General features: G+C 53.3%; 20 protein-coding genes and 1 pseudogene. 8 read left to right on the forward strand and 13 right to left on the reverse strand.

The features are described from left to right. Positions 1–20: 20 nt before the first annotated feature. The 8 genes from argF to AC1BI1_RS07815 all read right to left on the reverse strand — a co-directional run bounded on the left by argF (position 21) and on the right by AC1BI1_RS07815 (position 9,177). Positions 21–962, reverse strand: coding sequence for an ornithine carbamoyltransferase (gene argF, locus AC1BI1_RS07780; RefSeq protein ID WP_476716727.1), 942 nt, complete (start codon positions 960–962; stop codon positions 21–23). 73 nt (positions 963–1,035) lie between these two features. Beyond that, a complete protein-coding gene (locus AC1BI1_RS07785; protein WP_476716728.1) occupies positions 1,036–2,235 on the reverse strand; it encodes an acetylornithine transaminase in 1,200 nt (399 codons plus the stop codon). A gap of 41 nt (positions 2,236–2,276) precedes the next feature. Next, positions 2,277–3,140, reverse strand: a complete 864-nt coding sequence (gene argB, locus AC1BI1_RS07790; protein ID WP_476716729.1) for an acetylglutamate kinase — start codon at positions 3,138–3,140, stop codon at positions 2,277–2,279. A gap of 38 nt (positions 3,141–3,178) precedes the next feature. Then, entirely contained in the window at positions 3,179–4,390 is a 1,212-nt protein-coding gene (gene argJ / locus AC1BI1_RS07795; protein ID WP_476716730.1) for a bifunctional ornithine acetyltransferase/N-acetylglutamate synthase, read from the reverse strand. Positions 4,391–4,480: 90 nt separating this feature from the next. Further along, positions 4,481–5,521: an N-acetyl-gamma-glutamyl-phosphate reductase gene (gene argC, locus AC1BI1_RS07800; protein ID WP_476716731.1), complete on the reverse strand. Its 1,041-nt coding sequence runs from the start codon at positions 5,519–5,521 to the stop codon at positions 4,481–4,483. A 33-nt stretch (positions 5,522–5,554) separates the two neighbouring features. Further along, on the reverse strand, positions 5,555–6,541 hold the full coding sequence (locus AC1BI1_RS07805; protein WP_476716732.1) for a hypothetical protein: 987 nt from the start codon (positions 6,539–6,541) through the stop codon (positions 5,555–5,557). Between the two features lie 85 nt (positions 6,542–6,626). Beyond that, positions 6,627–8,009, reverse strand: coding sequence for an RsmB/NOP family class I SAM-dependent RNA methyltransferase (locus AC1BI1_RS07810; protein WP_476716733.1), 1,383 nt, complete (start codon positions 8,007–8,009; stop codon positions 6,627–6,629). Next, positions 7,996–9,177 (reverse strand): M20 family metallopeptidase, encoded by a 1,182-nt coding sequence (locus AC1BI1_RS07815; RefSeq protein WP_476716734.1) that lies wholly within the window; start codon positions 9,175–9,177, stop codon positions 7,996–7,998. Before AC1BI1_RS07815 ends, AC1BI1_RS07810 begins: the two co-directional genes overlap by 14 nt. Before the next feature lie 66 nt (positions 9,178–9,243). On the opposite strand from AC1BI1_RS07815, the gene AC1BI1_RS07820 reads away from it, so the two are divergent. After that, complete coding sequence (locus tag AC1BI1_RS07820) at positions 9,244–9,402, forward strand: hypothetical protein (RefSeq protein ID WP_476716735.1); 159 nt, start codon at positions 9,244–9,246, stop codon at positions 9,400–9,402. Positions 9,403–9,426: 24 nt separating this feature from the next. On the opposite strand, the gene amrS is transcribed toward AC1BI1_RS07820, so the two are convergent. The 3 genes from amrS to AC1BI1_RS07835 form a co-directional block, all read right to left on the reverse strand. Then, the gene (amrS, locus tag AC1BI1_RS07825; RefSeq protein WP_476716736.1) at positions 9,427–10,419 is read right to left on the reverse strand and encodes an AmmeMemoRadiSam system radical SAM enzyme; all 993 of its coding nucleotides are present in this window, start codon (positions 10,417–10,419) and stop codon (positions 9,427–9,429) included. Between the two features lie 35 nt (positions 10,420–10,454). Next, on the reverse strand, positions 10,455–11,840 hold the full coding sequence (gene amrA / locus AC1BI1_RS07830; protein WP_476716737.1) for an AmmeMemoRadiSam system protein A: 1,386 nt from the start codon (positions 11,838–11,840) through the stop codon (positions 10,455–10,457). Positions 11,841–11,941: 101 nt separating this feature from the next. Continuing rightward, entirely contained in the window at positions 11,942–12,640 is a 699-nt protein-coding gene (locus tag AC1BI1_RS07835) for an N-acetylmuramoyl-L-alanine amidase family protein (RefSeq protein ID WP_476716738.1), read from the reverse strand. 204 nt (positions 12,641–12,844) lie between these two features. On the opposite strand from AC1BI1_RS07835, the gene AC1BI1_RS07840 reads away from it, so the two are divergent. The 6 genes from AC1BI1_RS07840 to AC1BI1_RS07865 all read left to right on the forward strand — a co-directional run bounded on the left by AC1BI1_RS07840 (position 12,845) and on the right by AC1BI1_RS07865 (position 17,526). Further along, positions 12,845–13,123, forward strand: a complete 279-nt coding sequence (locus AC1BI1_RS07840; protein WP_476716739.1) for a UxaA family hydrolase — start codon at positions 12,845–12,847, stop codon at positions 13,121–13,123. A gap of 2 nt (positions 13,124–13,125) precedes the next feature. Then, on the forward strand, positions 13,126–14,286 hold the full coding sequence (locus AC1BI1_RS07845; protein ID WP_476716740.1) for a UxaA family hydrolase: 1,161 nt from the start codon (positions 13,126–13,128) through the stop codon (positions 14,284–14,286). 163 nt (positions 14,287–14,449) lie between these two features. Next, positions 14,450–14,818, forward strand: coding sequence for a hypothetical protein (locus AC1BI1_RS07850; RefSeq protein ID WP_476716747.1), 369 nt, complete (start codon positions 14,450–14,452; stop codon positions 14,816–14,818). Next, positions 14,818–15,699: a CBS domain-containing protein gene (locus AC1BI1_RS07855; RefSeq protein ID WP_476716741.1), complete on the forward strand. Its 882-nt coding sequence runs from the start codon at positions 14,818–14,820 to the stop codon at positions 15,697–15,699. Before AC1BI1_RS07850 ends, AC1BI1_RS07855 begins: the two co-directional genes overlap by 1 nt. Before the next feature lie 20 nt (positions 15,700–15,719). Beyond that, complete coding sequence (locus tag AC1BI1_RS07860) at positions 15,720–16,700, forward strand: ATP-binding cassette domain-containing protein (protein WP_476716742.1); 981 nt, start codon at positions 15,720–15,722, stop codon at positions 16,698–16,700. Positions 16,701–16,731: 31 nt separating this feature from the next. Continuing rightward, positions 16,732–17,526 (forward strand): ABC transporter permease, encoded by a 795-nt coding sequence (locus AC1BI1_RS07865; protein ID WP_476716743.1) that lies wholly within the window; start codon positions 16,732–16,734, stop codon positions 17,524–17,526. Positions 17,527–17,579: 53 nt separating this feature from the next. Here the strand turns inward: AC1BI1_RS07865 and AC1BI1_RS07870 are convergent, their stop codons facing one another. Continuing rightward, complete coding sequence (locus tag AC1BI1_RS07870) at positions 17,580–18,149, reverse strand: thermonuclease family protein (RefSeq protein WP_476716744.1); 570 nt, start codon at positions 18,147–18,149, stop codon at positions 17,580–17,582. Between the two features lie 72 nt (positions 18,150–18,221). Then, positions 18,222–18,749, reverse strand: a complete 528-nt coding sequence (locus tag AC1BI1_RS07875) for a DUF2179 domain-containing protein (RefSeq protein ID WP_476716745.1) — start codon at positions 18,747–18,749, stop codon at positions 18,222–18,224. Between the two features lie 200 nt (positions 18,750–18,949). On the opposite strand from AC1BI1_RS07875, the pseudogene AC1BI1_RS07880 reads away from it, so the two are divergent. Then, positions 18,950–19,311, forward strand: a pseudogene (locus AC1BI1_RS07880) (hypothetical protein); the annotation flags it as partial.

Here is a 19,311-nt window from a genome sequence, read left to right on the forward strand (position 1 = left end):
TCCTCTTTTTTAAAATATGGTTAAAGCAAAGCCGCCAAAATAGCTTTATGGGCGTGCAAGCGGTTTTCGGCTTGGTCCCAGACAGCCGATTGGGGCCCATCCATAACCTCGTCGGTAATTTCTTCTCCCCGGTGGGCAGGCAAACAGTGAAGCACCATAGCATCTGGTTTGGCCATTTTAAGGATTTCCATATTGATCTGGAACCCCCGGAAGGCCTGGCGCCTCTTTTCCGCTTCGGCCTCCTGTCCCATGCTGGCCCAGACATCGGTATAGAGGATATCAGCGCCCGCGGCTGCCTCGCGGGGATCGTTAGTCACCGCAATGTGGCTGCCGTTGTCCGCCGCCATCCTCCTGGATTCCTCCACCACCTGAGGTAAGGGCTCGTAGCCTGAAGGGCAGGCGATGGTGATATTGAGACCCACCCTGGCCCCGCCGTACATCAGAGAATGGGCCACGTTATTGCCGTCGCCAATGTAGGTCAAATTCAAGCCTTTAAGTCTCCCTTTCCATTCCCGGATGGTCAACAGGTCTGCCAGTACCTGGGTAGGATGGAGAAAATCGGTCAAGCCGTTGATTACCGGTATGGTGGCATAACGCGCCAGTTCTTCTACCTCGTCGTGGGAATAAGTTCTGATCATGATCCCGTCAAGATAACGGGATAATACCCGGGCCGTATCGGCAATGGTCTCGCCCCGGCCCAGCTGCAGGTCATTTTTGTTCAAGTAAAGGGCATAACCGCCCAGCTGGTACATGGCTACCTCAAAGGCTACTCGCGTACGGGTAGAGGGTTTGGTAAAGATCATGCCCAGGGTCTTGCCCGCCAGTAAAGGATGGGGTTCCCCGCGTTTTTGCTTGGCTTTAAGATCCGCAGCCAGGTCCAGAAGATAGAGTATCTCTTCCGTAGTAAAATGCTTCAGGGAGATAAAATCGCGCCCTTTTAAGGAAGAGGCCTGTTCCTTCACCCCTACAGCTCCTTTCTTCATAAGCTATTGACATTATTTTACTCTCAGTCAATGAGCTTGGCAACATGGACAATCATTGGCGCAAGCAATCCCTCAAAGCCGTCTTAAGTATCCTCAACGCCGCATCAATTTCTTCTCGTTTTACTGTAAGGGGGGGCAAGAAACGTAAGATCCGGCCATGGATGGCATTTATAAGGAGCCCCCGCTCCAAGCAAATTTTGGCTATTTCCTCCGCAGGGCCGTCTATTTCCATGCCCACCAGTAGTCCCCGGCCCCGGACCTCTACTACCTGGGGAAACTCCATAGCCAGGGATTTTAGTTGTTCCATCAGGTATTCTCCCTCGTCCCGGGCATTATCTATCAGGCCCTCTTCTAAGATGGTGCGCAGGGCAGCTATCCCGGCCGCCGTGGCCAGAGGATTACCGCCGAAGGTGGAGGCATGATCGCCCGGGGCAAAGGCGGCGGCCACTTCCTCCTTGGCCAACATGGCTCCGATGGGGACCCCGCCAGCCAGAGCTTTAGCCAGGGTCATGATATCCGGCTTCACCCCATAATATTGATAGGCAAAGAGATACCCGGTGCGACCTAAGCCACACTGGACTTCGTCAAAAATTAAAAGAATCCCTTGTTTATCGCATAATTCCCGAACAGCTTTCAGGTACTCCGGGTCCGCAGGGTAGACGCCCCCCTCTCCCTGGACCGGCTCCAGCATTATGGCACAAGTGCGGCCATCCACAGCGTTCCTCAAGGCGTCCAGGTCGTTAAAGGGTACATAGCGGAAACCGGTCGGCAGGGGTTCGAAGCCCCGGTGAAACTTTTCCTGCCCGGTGGCGGTAAGGGCGGCCAGAGTCCGGCCGTGGAAGGAGCGGCGCATGGTGATTATCTCGTAACAGTCCTCTCCTTTGTGCAACTTGGCATATTTCCGGGCCAGTTTAATGGCTGCTTCATTGGCCTCGGCTCCACTGTTGCAAAAGAAAACTTTGTCCAAGTCCGAGTTTTCCACTAGTATTTTGGCCAGCTCCACCTGGGGCTCTATCCAGTAAAGGTTGGAAACGTGGAGGAGCCTGCCCGCCTGTTCCCGAATGGCCTCCACCACCCGGGGATGGCAATGGCCCAGGGAGTTGACCGCCAGCCCCCCTACAAAATCCAGGTATTCGCGGCCGTCGGCATCCCACACCCGGGTGCCTGCGCCTCGCACCAAGGCGATGGGATAACGGCCGTAAGTGCGCATAACATATTGTTCACCTAAGGCGATAATCTCGGCGTTAGTCATAAAACCGCCCCTCTCCTACGATTAAACTCCATGTATACTCTTTAAGGTACCACCATGGTGCCGATGCCCTTATCCGTGAAAATTTCCAGCAAGATGGCATGGGGAAGGCGGCCGTCAATGATATGGGTGGTGGCCACGCCCCCCTCCAGGGCCCGTATGCAACACTGCACTTTGGGTATCATACCCCCGGAAATGATGCCGGCCTCAATGAGCCCCGGCACCTTGCTCACCTCTACTGAGGAGAGAAGGGAGGAAGGATCTTGGGGATCCGCCAGTATACCTTCTACATCAGTGAGAAGCACCAGCTTGTGGGCCTTTAAGGCTACGGCCAGCTCTCCGGCTACATAATCAGCATTGATGTTGTAACTTTCTCCTTCCGGCCCTACGCCTATGGGGGCCACTACGGGTATGTAGCCTTCAGCAATAACCGTTTCAATAATGCCGGGGTTTATTTGTTTTACCTGGCCCACGAAGCCCAGGTCGGCTCCATCTTTAACTTGTTTTACGGCCTCGATGAGATTCCCGTCTTTGCCGCAGAGGCCTATGGCTTTGCCTCCAAAGCGATTGAGCTGGGCCACGATTTCTTTATTGATTTTTCCCACCAGGACCATCTCCACGATCTCCATGGTTTCCGCATCCGTTACTCGCTGGCCCTGTATAAATTCCGATTTTTTGCCCAACCGCTCCAGCATCTGGGTAATCTCCGGCCCCCCGCCATGGACCAGGACCGGCCGCATACCAACTAGATGCATCAACACTATATCTTGCATAACCGCCCTTTTTAGCTCGCAATTTAGCATGGCGTGGCCGCCGTATTTTATGACCACGGTTTTACCATAAAACTTGCGGATATAGGGTAAAGCTTCGATAAGGATACTGGTTTTCTCTAAAGGGGAAAGTTCCAAGGCCAAGGCACCTCGCTCCGCCCAAAAATAAAAGAAATTTATGTCCGGTAAGAAGCATTAATCTTGACATAATCATAGGTGAGATCGCAGCCAAAAGCCTCGGCTTTCGCCTGCCCCAGGTTCAGATCCACTATGATCCTCACTTCCTCGGCCGCAAGTATAGCGCTAGCCTTTTCTTCACTGAAAGGTGCCGGCTGTCCTGCGGCAGCCAGCTGTTCCCGGCCAGCAGCACTTTCAATGAAAATATCCACTTTCTCTGGGTCCAGGTCGGCCCCGGAATACCCGGCAGCACAGAGGATACGACCCCAGTTGGCATCGGCGCCGAAAACAGCGCTCTTCACCAGGTTAGACCCGGCAATGGCCCGGGCAATTTTTTGGGCATCCTCCTCGGTCTTACCCCCGCGCACTTCTACTTCGATAAGCCGGGTGGCTCCTTCTCCGTCGCGGGCAATTAGCCTGGCCAGGTAGCGGCAGACATATTCCAGGGCACGAGTAAACAATTCATATTCAGCCTCGTCTACCGGCCCCACACCGGCCTGACCGTTGGCTAAAATAACTACCATGTCATTGGTGCTGGTATCGCCGTCTACCGTCACCATGTTGAAGGTGGTGTCCACCGCCGCCACCAAAGCCTTCTTTAGCTTCTCAGGAGGCACTTCCGCATCGGTAGTCAAAAAGGCCAGCATAGTGGCCATGTTAGGATGGATCATCCCCGACCCCTTGGCAATACCGCCTATAGTTACCTCTTTACCTCTCAAAGGAAAGCGCACGGCGATCTCTTTAACCCGCACGTCAGTGGTCATAATAGCCTCGGCCGCAGCCAGGCTCCCGTCCGGAGATAGCTCCTGCGCTGCCTGGCGGATACCGGCTGTAACCTTCTCCATGGGTAGGAGCACGCCGATAACCCCTGTAGAGGCTACTACCACCTCCTCCGGCCAGCAGCCCACCGCTTCGGCTGTAATTTCCGCCATGCGCCGGGCATCCCTCAACCCCTGCTGGCCAGTACAGGCATTGGCATTGCCGCTGTTTACTACAATAGCTCTGGCCTTACCATGGATAAGGTGCTCCCTGGTAACCTTCAAGGGCGCTGCCTGGACTTTATTGGTGGTGTACACGGCGGCGGCGGAAGCCACATTATCGCTCACAATTAGGGCTAAATCTCTTTTGGCCTTTTTTAAACCGGCATGAACTCCGGCTGCCCGGAAACCCCGGGGAGCCGTTATACCGCCCGGTATAATTTCCCATTCCATGGAGTTGTTTTCATCTCCCTTCCCAATAAGCCTCCCCTCAACAAATTGAGGGGGATTGCTGCCCCCTTGGCGCTCTCCCTTTTCCCAAATTTACGGGCAGAGGCCCGGGTAGTCCAGCCCGGTGGTTTCCGGCCAGCCGAACATCAGGTTTAAGTTCTGAATGGCCTGGCCGGAAGCCCCTTTGGTTAAATTATCAATGGCTGAAGCCACGATCACCCGGCCAGTCCGCCGATCCACCGCCAAATTTAAATGGCAGAAGTTGCTGCCGTAAACCCAGCGGGTATGGGGCCACTGGCCCGGCGGGAGCAACTTCACAAAGGGCGCCTCCCGGTAAAATTCCCGGTAAGCCTGGCGCAAATCTTCTTCCCGCACTTCCCCTTTTAAGTTTACATAAATAGTGCTCAAGATGCCCCGGCTTATGGGCAGGAGGTGGGGAGTGAAGGATACGCGTACTGCTTCACCGGCCAGCCGGCTCAATTCCTGTTCGATTTCCGGCGTATGGCGGTGGACGGTCACGCCGTAGGGATGAATGTTCTCATTGCATTCCACAAAAAGGCTAGTAATCTGCGCTTTGCGCCCGGCGCCGGAAACTCCTGATTTGGAATCAATTATGATGCTCTGCGGATCTACATAACCCGCTTTGAGCAAAGGGGCCAGGGCCAGGATGACACTGGTAGGATAGCACCCGGGATTGGCCACCACCCGGGCAGAGGCAATTTCCCCTCTATAGATCTCCGGGAGCCCATAAACCGCCCGGGCCGCGAGTCCCGGGTTGGTATGCTTAATGCCGTACCATTCCTCGTACACCCTGGCATCCCGAAAGCGCAGATCCGCCCCCAGGTCGATGACCCGGATACCCCTTTTCTCCGCCTCTTCTGCTACCGGGACCGCATGCCCGTGGGGGAGGGCCAGGAAAACAACTTCCGCCCGCGATAGCACTTCTTCCGGGCTTAAATCCTCGCAAATAGCCTCGCTAAAGCCCTGCAGAGAAGGGTACACGCCAGCCATGGCCTGGCCGGCAAAGTTCTGGGAGGTGAGGGCCACCAATTCAATATGAGGGTGGCGCACCAGGAGGCGTACCAGCTCCGCCCCTGTATAACCTGTGGCACCGATAATGCCTGCTTTAACCATCGGGGACACTCCTTTAACCCGCTTGCTGTATAATTATACGCCTATAGTGCATAAAAATGCAATAGGAAATTTGACGGCTTTTTTCGGGACAAAACCCACTTGGCCTCCGGCCGTCTTTACGCGGTAATAATCAGCAGCTGGCGTCTTATCCAGACCCCAAACCTCTTCTTCATCCAGGATGGCCAGCTTCTCCCCCACCGCCAGCTTTTCCCGGGGTATATATTGGGTACCCTGCCTTATGTGCAGAGCGGTCTCCTCCTGGACCTCCCCTTCCCCTAAAATTATAGCCTTCCAACGGGGTTCCCAGCGGTAAACGCGGGCCAGGGATCTTTCCCTACTGGTAAGGGGCGGTGCCCCGGGATCCGGTCCCTCCCAAAATATGCGTTTTTCCCTAGTCTTGATGACCAGCCGTCCTTTTTCCCGGGTAAAATCTACTTCTACTTTATCTTTAACGCCCTGCCAGCCTTCGCCCTGACCCAGCCATTTTTTCTGCCAGCGCTCCTCATTATTTAAAACCTTGCGCCATATCTCCTGATAAGCGCCGTCCTGGTGAAGATAGATAGTGTAAAAGCTAGTACAGAAATAGGCGCCAAACCTTTCGTCCAGAAGTTCCCGGATTAAAATGCCCTGTCGGCCGGGTTCCAGTTGGATGACCTTGAGTTCCTGTAAGGGCAGGGTAGAAAGCCGCGCCAGCAAACGGGGCTGGCCTCCCGCCAGAGAAAAGATACCCAAGATTCCCTGATCTTTAGAAAGGCTTACCCCGATAATAACCTCCTGGCCGGGCTCCGGTGCCACATCCCCTTCGGCTCTGAAATGATAAATTTCGCCCTTCTCTCCCTTAAGGAGCTGGTGCAGAAGATCCTCTGCCTCCACCTCCTTGAAAGCCATCACAGCCAGGGCCCAGGCTTCATAGGCTGTGGGCAATATTGTCAGGGGTTTTGGTCCAGAAAAAGGCCCGTAAAAAATAATAAAGGCCAGGCAAACAAGGCCGACCACTACAATCACACCTCTTTTACCCATAGAGGCTCCCCCCAGTCCGGCTTTCCGTAGTCCTCTCCTCCTAAAGAATATGTATTCCGGCAACAGGGTAAAAAGGATATTTCTTTTACCACCACAACCCGCGTAAATGCCGGGGGTAGAGGCTCTTTAAATGGCCTCCTTCGGCCCGGGCCCAGCCCAGGGGAAATCCCTCTACCGTGACCAGAACCCAGCCCTTCTCCCAGGGACCGGCAATCGGTTCCCCCCTCAAGTAGGCCCGGAGTTCCTGGCTTTCCACCGGCAGGTGCCAGACGCGGAGAGCCTGTTCCGCTCTTAAGCCCATAGCTAGAGCATGGTCCGGCTCAAAACGCCCTTTCCGCAAGTTACCTAACCACCAGCCCGGCCGCAAGACCCTTAAGCCTTGCCAGGCGCCGGAAGGGAGGGGAACCCTAAAAATTTGGCCGCCTCGCTCCCAAAGTCCATCTTGGGCGGGAAGATCCTTAAGGTTATGGCGGCAGAATTCCTCATATAGCTGCCTAACCTCGGGTACTAACCTATCAGCCTCCCACGGGCGCACCGGTACCTCCTCGCCCTTTCGCCGCAACAAGGCATAGAAATGCCCCTGCCCCGGTCCCCGGTGGGGCCAGAGCCGCACAGCCTTCTTGAGGCGTGCATCAGCTCCCTCTATCCACTCCGGGTGGCCGGAATCGAAAAATTCGTTCCCGGGCGGTTCCACCACCTCAAAATCTTGGCGGCTGGACAAAAAGCGGGAAACCACCCCTTCATTTTCCTCGGGGGCAAAGGAACAAGTAGCGTATAAGAGCCACCCGCCAGGCCTTACCAGGTCGGCAGCTTCCTTAAGGATAGTCAATTGGCGCTGGGCAAACCGCTTTACCAGGTTAACGCTCCAGCGGCGAACTGCTGCGGGATCTTTGGCCAGTACAGATTCGCCCGAGCAGGGCGCATCCACCAGCACCCGGTCGAAATAGTTTGGCCACTTCAAGGCTAGGTTCCTCGGCGTCTCGTTTAGTACTATAGCATTGGTAACGCCTAGGCGCTCCAGGTTCATGGCCAGCACGGAAGCCCTGCGGGGATCTACTTCGTTGGCTACCAGCGCGCCCGTATTTTGCATGCGGGCCGCCAAGTGAGTGGTTTTTCCCCCAGGCGCGGCACAAAGATCCAGGACCCACTCGCCAGGCCGGGGATCTAACAACACCGCCGCCGCCATGGCCGCCGGGTCCTGCAGGTAGTATAGACCTGCTGCATGGAAGGGGTGCTGGCTGGGTTTTGCGCTCCGATCCCGCAAAACAAAACCCTCCGGGCACCACGGAACCGGTGTTACCCCGAAAGGCGTAAGCCGCAGGAACTCTCCCGGTGCAAGTTTTAGAGTATTTACCCTCAGGCCCAGGCCCGCGCCTACCTCCAAGGCCCGGCAAAAATCTTCAAACTCCGGCCCCAGCCAAACCGCCAGGCGCTGATAGAATACAGCTGGTAAATCATTTTTTCCCATCTTGGCAAAACAAGAACTCCTCTCGGATTTTAGCCAGAAGCTCCGCCTTTAGAAGCACATCAACCGCTGTCCAGGCCAGGGCTTTAGCGGCCAAGAGAACCAGCTTCTTCCCCGCTTCCCCCCGGGCTGCCTGGGCAAATTCCCGGGTATGGGGAGCCAGTTTTCCCGGGCCCAGGGCTAAATAGGGATGAATGGCCGGTACCACGCGGCTGACATTGCCCATGTCCAGAGAACCCCGGATGCGGCGAGGCGGTTCAAACGCAGTTATACCTAAGGCCAAAAGATTTTCTTTAAAAGCCTCGGCCAAGGCTTTATTAGTAACCATGGCCTCATAGGATAGCTCGTAATTCCTATAGGTGAAGGTGGCTCCTGTAGCCAGGCTGGCGCCCCGGGCGCAATTTTCCACCCGCCGGATTACTTCTTGTAAAGCCTGCCGGTCCTCCGCCCGGATATAAAAGCGGGCTACCGCCCGCTCCGGAACAATGTTAGGCGTTAGTCCTCCCTCTACGATGATCCCGTTGATTTGATCATTATTTTTAAGATAAGGCCTCACGCTATTGATACTAGTAAAGAACTGGATTACAGCCTCCAGGGCATTGATGCCGGCCTGGGGGCTGGAAGAAGCATGGGCCGCCCGGCCGCTAAAAACAAATTCCAGGGCCTCCAGGGCCAGAGAAGATACTTCCATCACGTTGGCATCCCCGGGATGAAACATGAGGGCCGCATCTACTCCCTCGAAGGCCCCCTCTTCTACCAGGACCACCTTGCCTCCGTTGCTTTCCTCAGCCGGCGTACCAAAGACCAGGATTTCCCCTTTCAATGCTTCTCTTACCGCTTTAAGGCCCAGGGCCGCCCCTACGACCCCCGCTCCAATTAAGTTATGGCCACAGGCATGGCCCAGCTCAGGTAAGGCATCGTATTCCGCCAGCAAGGCTACCCGGGGTCCCGGAGCATTGCATTTTAAAACAGCGCGAAAGCCGGTGGGAAGCTTAGGCAAAGGATAGGTTACCTCCAAACCATACTTGGCCAGGGTTTGGGTCAGGAGGCCGGAGGCAAAGAATTCCTGATGGCCTATTTCCGGATGATCGAAAATTTCTTCCGCCAGCCGGATAATTTCTTCTTTGGAGGCTTCAATGGCTTGGGCTATGCGGTTTTTTAAGGTACCCATAGGATATCTCCTTTGTTCCTCTGGGCATACTATGCTCAGGGCATTTCCAGGAGGTGATAAAGGGCTATGCCTTTAGTAATTTGCGACTGCCAGTGCAGCTTTGGCCGGGATGGCCAGTGCGAACTGGATAAAGTTCTGGACTTGGGGCTACCGCCTTTTTGCCCTTACAGGCCAAGCCGCCCCCACACTAACAGGGGCAACCCCCAGCACGACCCTATATTTTAGACGCTCCTTTACCGGTGGATATTCTTACATTATTATAGCTAATTTTTCTCCGCACTGGCGGCAAGAAGCCTTTTCTGTTAACCCCGTCGGGGAAACCACATAACCCTTCCGTCTGATCACCAGGTTGCCACAGGCTGGACAATAGGTATTACTGGCCCGGGGATCCTCTACATTCCCCAAGTAAACATAGGGCAGATAGCGCCGGGCCATTTCCCAAACCCGCTGCATGGTCTCCAGAGGAGTAGGCGGCTGCCGCAGCTTATAGCGCGGGAAATAACGAGAAAAGTGTAAAGGCGTGTCCACCCCTAGCTCAGCCCTCACCCATTTCACCAGTTCTTCCAACTCACTCAGATCATCATTCAAGCCCGTCACTAGCAAGGTAGTTATCTCTACATGACAGCCCGCCTTTTTGGCCTGGACGGCTGTGCGCAGGACCGGCTCGTAGTCGCCGTGGACCACGCGCCGGTAAAACTCCCGGTTTAAGCCCTTGACATCAATATTTAAAGCATCGATTACCGGCAGGAGCTCCTGCAGGGGCTCCGGCTGAATAAAGCCGTTGGTCACCAGGACGTTTTTTAAACCCTTCTCCCGGGCCAGCCTGGCCGTATCCAGCACAAATTCAAACCACACTATAGGCTCCGAGTAAGTATAGGCCAGGCCTATGCACTTTATTTCCTGGGCCTCCTCCACCAGCAAGTTAGGGCTTAAAGGGAGTACTTCCGGTTCGCCATGGGCTATCTCCCAGTTCTGGCAGAACTCGCACCCCAGGTTGCATCCCACGGTGCCCGCGGAAAGGATGAGACTCCCGGGGTAAAAATGATAGAGGGGTTTCTTTTCAATGGGGTCTACGGCCAGGGAGGAGCAGAGGCCGTAATTGCGGGTATAAAGGCGCCCTTCCCGGTTTTCCCTTACCCGGCAAAGGCCCCGGCGACCGGGAGTTAGGAGACAGGTATGGGGGCAAAGGCGGCATTCCACTCTTCCCTCTTCTAACTTTACATAATGTCTGGCCTCCTGCATAAACTTCACCCCCTGTGACCTTGTAGTTAATACTTTTAGCGATACCGGGTGACGCGGAAGCGCTCTATCCGGCAGGGCTCGTCCGGACCGATACCCGCCTTGCGCTTGGCAATGGCCAGCTGTTCTTCAGGGGTATCTATTCCTTCCAAATCGGGTAAAAGCAAACCTCGCCTGCGGCCGCGGGAAACAATCACGCCGTAGGTGCGCGGGTCCAGATCTTTAAGTCCCTCCACCGGTTCCGGCTCGCTCAAGATATCCACCGAATACTCCAGAAAAGGCAACTCTTCTTCCGTTACCGGTGGGAAGCGGGGGTCTTCCAGCCCAGCGCTTAAAGCGTTGTAGATAATTTCTTCCCCTATGTTGGCCCGGGTGGGGCTGATGGTACCGATGCATCCCCGGAGTTCGCCGAACTTCTTAATGGACACAAAGACCCCCGCCCGGCCTCCCAGCTCTGGAGGTAGAGATTCTGGTACCGGGAGAACTTGTCCCGTGCGCAAATAATACTCCAGGCTCTCTTTAGCCAGGCGTACAGGTAAGGGCATCTCCCGCTCCCCTTTGGGCCCTTTATCCTTAAATAAGCTGCGCGAGGGATCCTCTTCCCCGGGGATAATGCGGGCTACTAGATATCCCACTCCGAAAGGACCTTCATAAGAAAGAACTTCTCCGGTAATCTTATAACCATCCACGGCCCCCAGGGCCATAATAAAGGATCTCAGGCCGCACTCTCCGGCCCGTTCAGCCAGGTCTTCGGGCAGGGCGAGCAAACCCTCTACATCCAGGGCAGCCAGCAATTCTTTGACCCGCCGGTCAAAAACTTCTCCTTGGGGATCATAACCCGCCGGTGCCCCGGGCAAGAGGCGGTGGGAAAGATCTCCGCTGGCCACCAGCAAAACCCGGCGCCGGCTGGCCTTTACCGCTCGGTTTAAGGCCATGCCGAAAGTATAAAGCTTCTGCCGGTCCATCAAGGCCATGCCCAAAGCCACCAAGGGAACATTAATGCCCGCCTGGCGGAGATAATAAAGAGGCACCATCATGCCGTGATCCAGCTCTGGAGTTAAACCATAACGTTGACTGGCCTTTTCGTCCAACCACACTACGGGGACACCGGCCTGCCGGGAGGCGTCAACCACAGCGCGGCTGAACTCCAGGTCCAGGCGGTAGCTGAACTTTACTTCCCTGGCCCCAAATTGTGCCAGGCTGCCCCCCAACTCCGGCGTAGCCCATATTCCTACAGCATCCCGAAAAATTGGCCCATGGGGAGAAATGATAACAACTACCTCGGGCTGGCGAGCTGCCAGTTTGGCTGCCAGCTCTTGGGCAGCCGCCACCGTAGCTGCAATCTTCGCCAGCTCCCCCCGCCCTACTTCCGGCACCATAATGGGCGGGTGGGGCATAAAGGCCACGTCCAGCAATTGACCCATTTCCATCACCCCTCTTAATATGGCTCGAGAGCCCACCTTTAATGTAAGTACTTCCAGGTTTACTTTACCACATTTCCCAGCAATCGGGCAGGGGGAGGAACTTAAATGTCCTCGGCCAGATATTTGGCAATACCGGTATAGATAGCCAAGGCCATCTGGCGCTGGTAAGAGGGAGTGGCTAAAATCTTTTCCTCGTTGGGATTAGAAATGAAGCCTACTTCTACAATAACGGCCGGAATTTTTTGTGTGCGCAGCACAAAGGCATCCAGGCCTAAGGCCTCTCTTTCGGTGTTCTTAAGCAGGCGGCGGATTTCTTCCTGTATAGCTATGGCCAGTTTCTCGCTTTTTTTCGAGCCAGGATTAAAAAAAACCTGTGCCCCGTGTTCCCGAGCATCAAAGGCATTTGCATGGATGGAAACAAAAAGATCCGCCTTAACCCTTTGAGCTAGCCGTACTCGTTCCACCAAGTCATCTCCGCTTTCCCCTTCCGGGGCACTGGCATCCTGGCGCGTGAGGAAAACCCGGGCCCCGCCCTGGCGCAAAAACTCGGCCAGCCGCTGGCTTATGGCCAGGACAATATCGGCTTCCTTGGTGCCGTGGGGGCCCCTGGCACCAGCATCTATACCTCCATGCCCGGGATCCACCACCACTACTTGATTGGCCACGGCCCAGGAGAGGGCTTTTACCGCTTTCCTGGCCTGGTAGTATCGCCAGGTATAACTCCCGGCAAAAATAAAAATCCCTATAGTTAGCAACATTCCTATCCCCGCAAAGACCATTCGCCTGCTCCTGCCCGCCATGCCTTACCCTCCCCTCCCTTATGCATATGAAAAAGGGCAATCCCTTAGGCCAGGCAACAATTTCCTCTTTTTCCCCGGTCACTCCTCCTTTAATTAAATCCTTGACATTCGTCTAATATAAGCCTACAATAAAAGTGGTCGTACCACTGACCTCATATACCCTTATGTGAGGATAAATAATTTTTGGGGAGAGGGGGAGCCTAAGTGGAAAAATTTTTTGTACACGCCAAAGAAGACACAGTCGGTGTAGCTGTAACGGACATTCAGGCTGGTGAGAAAGTAACCGGCTGGGTAATGGATGATGACACCATTGTTGAAGTCGAAGCTAAAAGCAACATCCCGCTCGGCCACAAAATCGCCCTTAAGGACATAGTTCCCGGTGAGACGGTAATTAAATACGGCGAGCCCATAGGCAAAGCTGTCGCTCCCATCGTCAAAGGCGAGCATGTTCATGTGCATAATCTCAAGACTGCGAGGTGGTAATAATGATCAACACCAAATTCCTGGGTTACCGGCGGGAAAACGGCACTGTAGGCGTACGCAACCATGTAGTAATCCTGCCTTTGGATGACCTTTCTAATACCGCCGCCGAAGGAGTTGCCAAACTAATAGAGGGTACTATAGCTTTACCGCACCCCTATGGCCGCCTCCAGTTCGGCGAGGACCTGGAACTCTTCTTCCGTACCCTCATCGGGACTGGATCCAATCCTAATGTGGCTGCCTGTATTGTCATTGGTATCGAACCTAATTGGACCAACCGGGTAGTAGAGGGTATTGCCAAAACGGGCAAACCCGTAGCCGGCTTTAGCATCGAAGGTTACGGCGATCTCAAGACCATAGAGAGAGCAGCGCGGCAGGCGGTAGAGTTCGTCCAGTATGCCACCGAGCTGCAGAAAGAAGAGTGCGACATATCCGAACTGATCCTGAGCATTAAGTGCGGCGAATCCGACACCACCTCCGGCCTCGCCGGCAATCCCTCTCTGGGTAATGCCGTGGACCGCCTGGTGGACATGGGCGCGACCGTGATCTTCGGTGAAACCTCGGAACTCACCGGAGGTGAGCACCTGGTAGCAGCGCGCTGCGCCACCCCTGAGGTTCGCGAAGCCTTCATGAAGAGCTTTAACTCTTATAACGAGTTTATAGTTTCCCAGGGCGTAGACCTTCTCGGTTCGCAGCCCACTGAGGGCAACATTAAAGGCGGGCTGACCACGATTGAGGAAAAAGCTCTAGGCAACATTCAAAAGCTGGGCAAGCGCTCTCTCATTCAGGGCACCCTGGCGCCGGCAGAAAAACCGCCGGGTAAAGGCCTATATTACATGGAGACCTCTTCGGCCGCAGCGGAGTGCATTACCCTGCAGGTAGCGGCCGGTTCAGTGCTGCACTTCTTCGTGACCGGGCAAGGCAACATAGTCGGTCACCCCATCACACCGGTGATAAAGATATCCGCTAATCCCAAGACAGTGACTACCATGAGCGAACACATCGATGTAGACCTTTCCGGCCTCCTGCGGCGCGAAATGAATCTGGATGAAGCCGGCACCAAAATCCTGGAGTGCATGCTACGCACCTTAAACGGCCGCTTTACCAAGGCCGAAGCCCTGGGCCACAAAGAATTCGTTCTCACCAAGCTCTACCGCAGCGCCTAAAATTTTATAGACTTCCCAAGTAATAACGCGCCAGACGAAAGGATCTGGCGCTTTTTATTTTATCATTAACAGCTGGCGCCGGCTATTTTTAGAAAGTCAAGTTTAGTTTATAATGATATTTGATGTTAAATTAAGGGGTGTATCTTAGGTGAAAGGAGGCACTCTGTTGGCGCAACGAGAAACTTCCTGGTCATCGGAGCCGAGCCGCAAGGCTGATATAATCATCAAACTCTCCGAGTTTGAGATCCCACCCACCCAGGATATCCTGCTCGTGGGTAAGAAAGCACCTATCGGTCCCGAAGCGGCAAGGCGAATGGTAGATGCAGTATCTCCAGAACAATACGAAGTAGTCCGCCTGGACCATGGGGTCTTTGAAGCCGTAGTAGTAAAAAAATCCCTTCTCAAACTTCTCCCTAAGGAAAAGCTCTTGCCGGTAGTGATCGATGAGGGAAACCGGATAGCAGATGCCAGTATGGTGATAAAGGCTCAAGTGCACGTGTCTATCCAAGTTACCAGGACGGTGGACCTCTAGTGTCTGCTGTTAAAGACCTACTCGGCACAAAACTTTACACCATCGACCCCTGGTCTAGTGTGAAACAAGCGGCTACAATTATGGAAGGCCACGGCATCGGTTGCCTGCCTGTAGTGGAAGAAGGAAAACTGGTAGGCATAATAACCTCCAGGGATATAAAGAAATCTCATCCCAACAGACTGGTAGCCGATGCTATGACGAGAGAGGTAATAACCATAAAACCTTCGGCTTCCTTATGGGAAGCACAGAATTTAATAAAAACCTATAAAATCGAACGACTGGTGGTTGCCGATGGAGATAATGTTATCGGCATCGTTACCAATACCCACATTATGTCAGAATTAGCTAAACATGTCGATATTCTTACCGGTCTCAATAAAGCTGAACTGTTCTATGAGGAAGCTGCACATTTGTTAGAAGAAGGCCACGAAATTGCTATAATCTTCCTGGATTTAGATAATTTTGGCTTAATTAATAAGAAATACGGCCATGTTTACGGAGATAAAATCCTCTGTCAAACCGCCGAATTTTTAAAACGGGTTGTGGATAATAACCGCACTACTTTATGTCGTTATGCCGGTGACGAATTCGCCATCCTCACCATCCAACCCCTAGCAGAAGCCGAAGCACTGGCCAACCATATAGTTAAGGCTTTTAAAAATAAAAGATGGCCCTTGGATATAAAACTTACCATTTCTGCCGGAATAGCCGGCGGTCGCCGCTCAGGGGTTCGCGATCCCAGTAATGAACCAAGTTGTATCGTTAGAAATTTGGTAAATTTGGCCAGTTTAGCTTCAGCCAAAGCCAAAAAACTAAAAATACCAGTAGTACTCGCAGATCCCGTCAAGTTCAGGAAAAACTATAGCCACTCCCACGGATAGCCCCAGGCGGAGGGAAATATATGGCTACAATAATTGAAGTAGAAAACTTGAGAAAGGTCTTTGGGTCCCTGGTAGCGGTGGATAATATCTCTTTTACGGTAGAAGAAGGCGAAGTCTTCGGCTTTTTGGGGCCGAACGGCGCCGGCAAGTCCACTACTATAAAAATTCTCTGCACTTTACTCAGGCCCACCAGCGGCCAGGCGTGGCTGGCAGGTTATGACGTGGTGCGGAATCCCGATGCCGTACGGCGATCTATCGGCATCGTGTTCCAGGAAAATTCCCTGGATGACCGCCTGACAGCCCAAGAAAACTTATATCTGCACGGACTCCTCTATGGCGTACCCCGACAGCTTTTAAAACGGCGCATGAATGAGGTTCTGGATATGGTAGGCTTATCGGGCCGGCAAAGGGACATAGTCCGCACTTTTTCAGGCGGTATGCGCCGCCGGCTGGAAATCGCCCGAGGCCTTCTCCACCAGCCCAAGATCCTCTTCCTGGACGAACCCACCGTAGGTCTGGACCCTCAAACCCGCAAGGCCATCTGGGAATATATTCAGTGCTTGCGGAGAGAAAGAAATATAACCATTTTCATGACCACACACTATATGGATGAAGCTGAAAACTGCGACCGCATCGCTATCATCGATTACGGCCGGATTCAAGCCCTGGAGACACCCGATAATTTGAAACACCAAGTGGGCGGTGATGTTTTGATCATTGTTCCCATAGATGGAGTCGACCTGGTCCCCATAATCGCTGAGCGCTATGGCCTAAAGGCCCAAGTAAGCGATGAAGGCCTACGGTTAAAGGTAACCAATGGTGCCGCTTTCATCCCCCACTTGGCGGCCGATCTGCGCGGCCAGATTAAGAGCATCAACTTGCGCCGTCCTACCCTAGACGATGTTTTTTTACACCTCACAGGCCGCGCCATCCGGGAGGAAAAGGCTTCCACCACAGAACGTATTCGCTTAAGCCCTCATGGTCGTTACCGTCGTCGCTAAACACCCTTTACAGGAGGAGCATTTTTCGCTTATGCAGACAGCCCTAAGAGCCATATACACCATCTGGTATCGTGAAGTTTTACGCTTAGTACGGGAGCGGAGCCGCATCATAGGCATGATAGGTCAACCGCTGCTCTACCTGCTGATTGTGGGGCAGGGCATCTCGTCCGCCATGGGGTTCCGGGGCGCACCGCCAGGGCTACCCCTTAATTACGTCCAGTTCATGTATCCCGGCATCCTAGCTATGTCTGTGCTTTTCACCTCGGTTTTCTCTGGTATCTCTATCATTTGGGACCGCGAGTTCGGGTTTTTGAAAGAAGTCCTGGTGGCTCCGGTGCCTCGCTGGGCTACAGCGGTGGGCAAGGCTTTAGGAGGGAGCACTGCGGCTATGGTCCAGGCCAGCATACTTCTCATCTTAGCCCCTCTAGCCCAGGTTTCTCTTAACTTTCTTATGGTAGTTAAACTCCTGGCCACCCTTTTCCTCATCTCCCTAGCCCTTACCTCCTTCGGTGTAGCCATTGCCAGCCGTATGGAGACCATGGAAGGTTTCCAGATGATCATGAATTTCCTTATTATGCCCCTTTATTTCCTAAGCGGAGCCATGTTCCCCATGCAAAGTGTACCCCAATGGATGGCTTTCTTGATGCGCCTGGATCCCCTAACCTACGGTGTCGATGCTTTAAGGAGCATTCTATATACGGGTGCCGATCCCCAGATACTGGCCTTCCTGGTGCGGTATGACCTGAAGCTAGATCTCTTAGTTCTAATCATGGTGACTTTAACCTTGGGAATCTTCGGTGCCTGGTCCTTCAGCCGGCAGGATTAACTTCGACTACTTACGCTCCTCCTAGAAGCCACCCCCCTTCCGTCCACTACAGACTAAGGTTGGGAACCTTTAGTTCCCCATAATCCTTTTCTTCCCTCTCGCGCCTCCTTTTGTAACGTACTAAAAAGCTCGGCATATTTAACGTTGGGGGGAACGGTCATTACCTGGGCATAGCCGTTAAGTAAGAGCTCAGCATTAAACATCTTGGACCGCACTTCACTCTCAGAACTATCTTGAGGCCGCTCCAGCCATACGTAGGCCAGAAGGCGTCCATATTTATCTCGTTCACCTACGTCTAGCTCCAAATAAACGGTCCTGCCGCCTAAGCGCTTCTTAGTATAGGCTGCTGCTTCTTTGCCGTAGGGTTCTACCTTCCCCATGCTTTCGGGAGAATTCACGCCTATAAAGCGGACCTTTTCCTCCCGGCCATCAGGCAGGCGCACGTGAATAGTATCGCCATCAATCACCTCTACAACCGCGGCAGGGATAAAGTCCTTTTCGGGCGCTTTTCCCGTCAAGAAGGTACTGTAACTTATCAGGCCCAGTACAGTAATTAGCAAAAATATGGGAAATGGGGACTTTAAAACTCTCGCCTTCCCACTTCTATAACTCCTTTTACCCATAAGATTTGTTCTGCTTCTCCCTTCCTTTCGCAGCTCCCTGTTGGTGGGCTATCAGCACTAAAATAAGTAACACTATTTCCCTTTACGGGTATAACTGCAGAAACCTCCATAGATGCTGCTCACTTCATGAATTACTACAAAAGCTTGGGGATCCCAGCATTTTACCTGCTCCTGTAATTCTGGTAACCTCTTACGGGGAAGGCTTAAGTTTAAAATAAGATGCACGCCTTCTAATCCATACCCTTCTGTAACCGTAACCCCGTAACCAGCTGTCCGGAGGGCTTCAGCCAGTTCTAAGGGATTATGCAAAGTAATTACTTGCACTGTTACCTGGCCTAAGGCCACCTTTTCCTCAATAAAGCTACCCACAAGATTACCTGTAGCAAAGCCCAAGGCGTAAAAGAAAATGCTTACAGGATCGCTCAGTCGCTCCATAACATATTTTAAAGTCGTCACATAAATAGTAACCTCAAAAAGCCCTATGCCAGCTGCGTAAAAACGTTTTCCCCGGACGATCAATAACATGCGTAGGGTAGCCATACTAACATCGGTTACCCTGGCCAAAAACATAATAAAATAACCCCCCAGCACAGCCCACACCTGTGTCTCCCCCTTACCGCTATAAGTCATCCTATAAGGAGGTATTCACTCCGAAAGAAATAAAATCCTTCCATCTACCCCTATCTTAACCTGGTAAAATGTTGCTTTGGAAAACCTCCGGGCAAGGGAAACACTGGCAGGATTTTCTTTCCACCTGGCGAATTTTATCTTATAAACTCTGCCCGTGGAGGAATAGGCTAGTGGCCGAGAACGCTAATATTATAGATATGCTTCGTACCGTTATTCGCGACGAACTAAAACCGATAAACGATCGTTTAGACCGCCTAGAACAGGGCCAAAAGGAGCTCTCCCAGCACTACCAAGAGCTCGCCCAGGGCCAACAACAACTATTCCAAGGCCAAAAAGAGCTGTCCCAGCGCCAGGAAGAGCTCGCCCAGGGACAACAACAGCTATTCCAGGGCCAAAAAGAGCTGTCCCAGCGCCAAGAAGAGCTCGTCCAGGGCCAACAACAACTATTCCAAGGTCAAAAAGAGCTGTCCCAGCGCCAGGAAGAGCTCGCCCAGGGACAACAACAGCTATTCCAGGGCCAAAAAGAGCTGTC

The organism is Thermanaeromonas sp. DSM 22490, assembly GCF_056378755.1.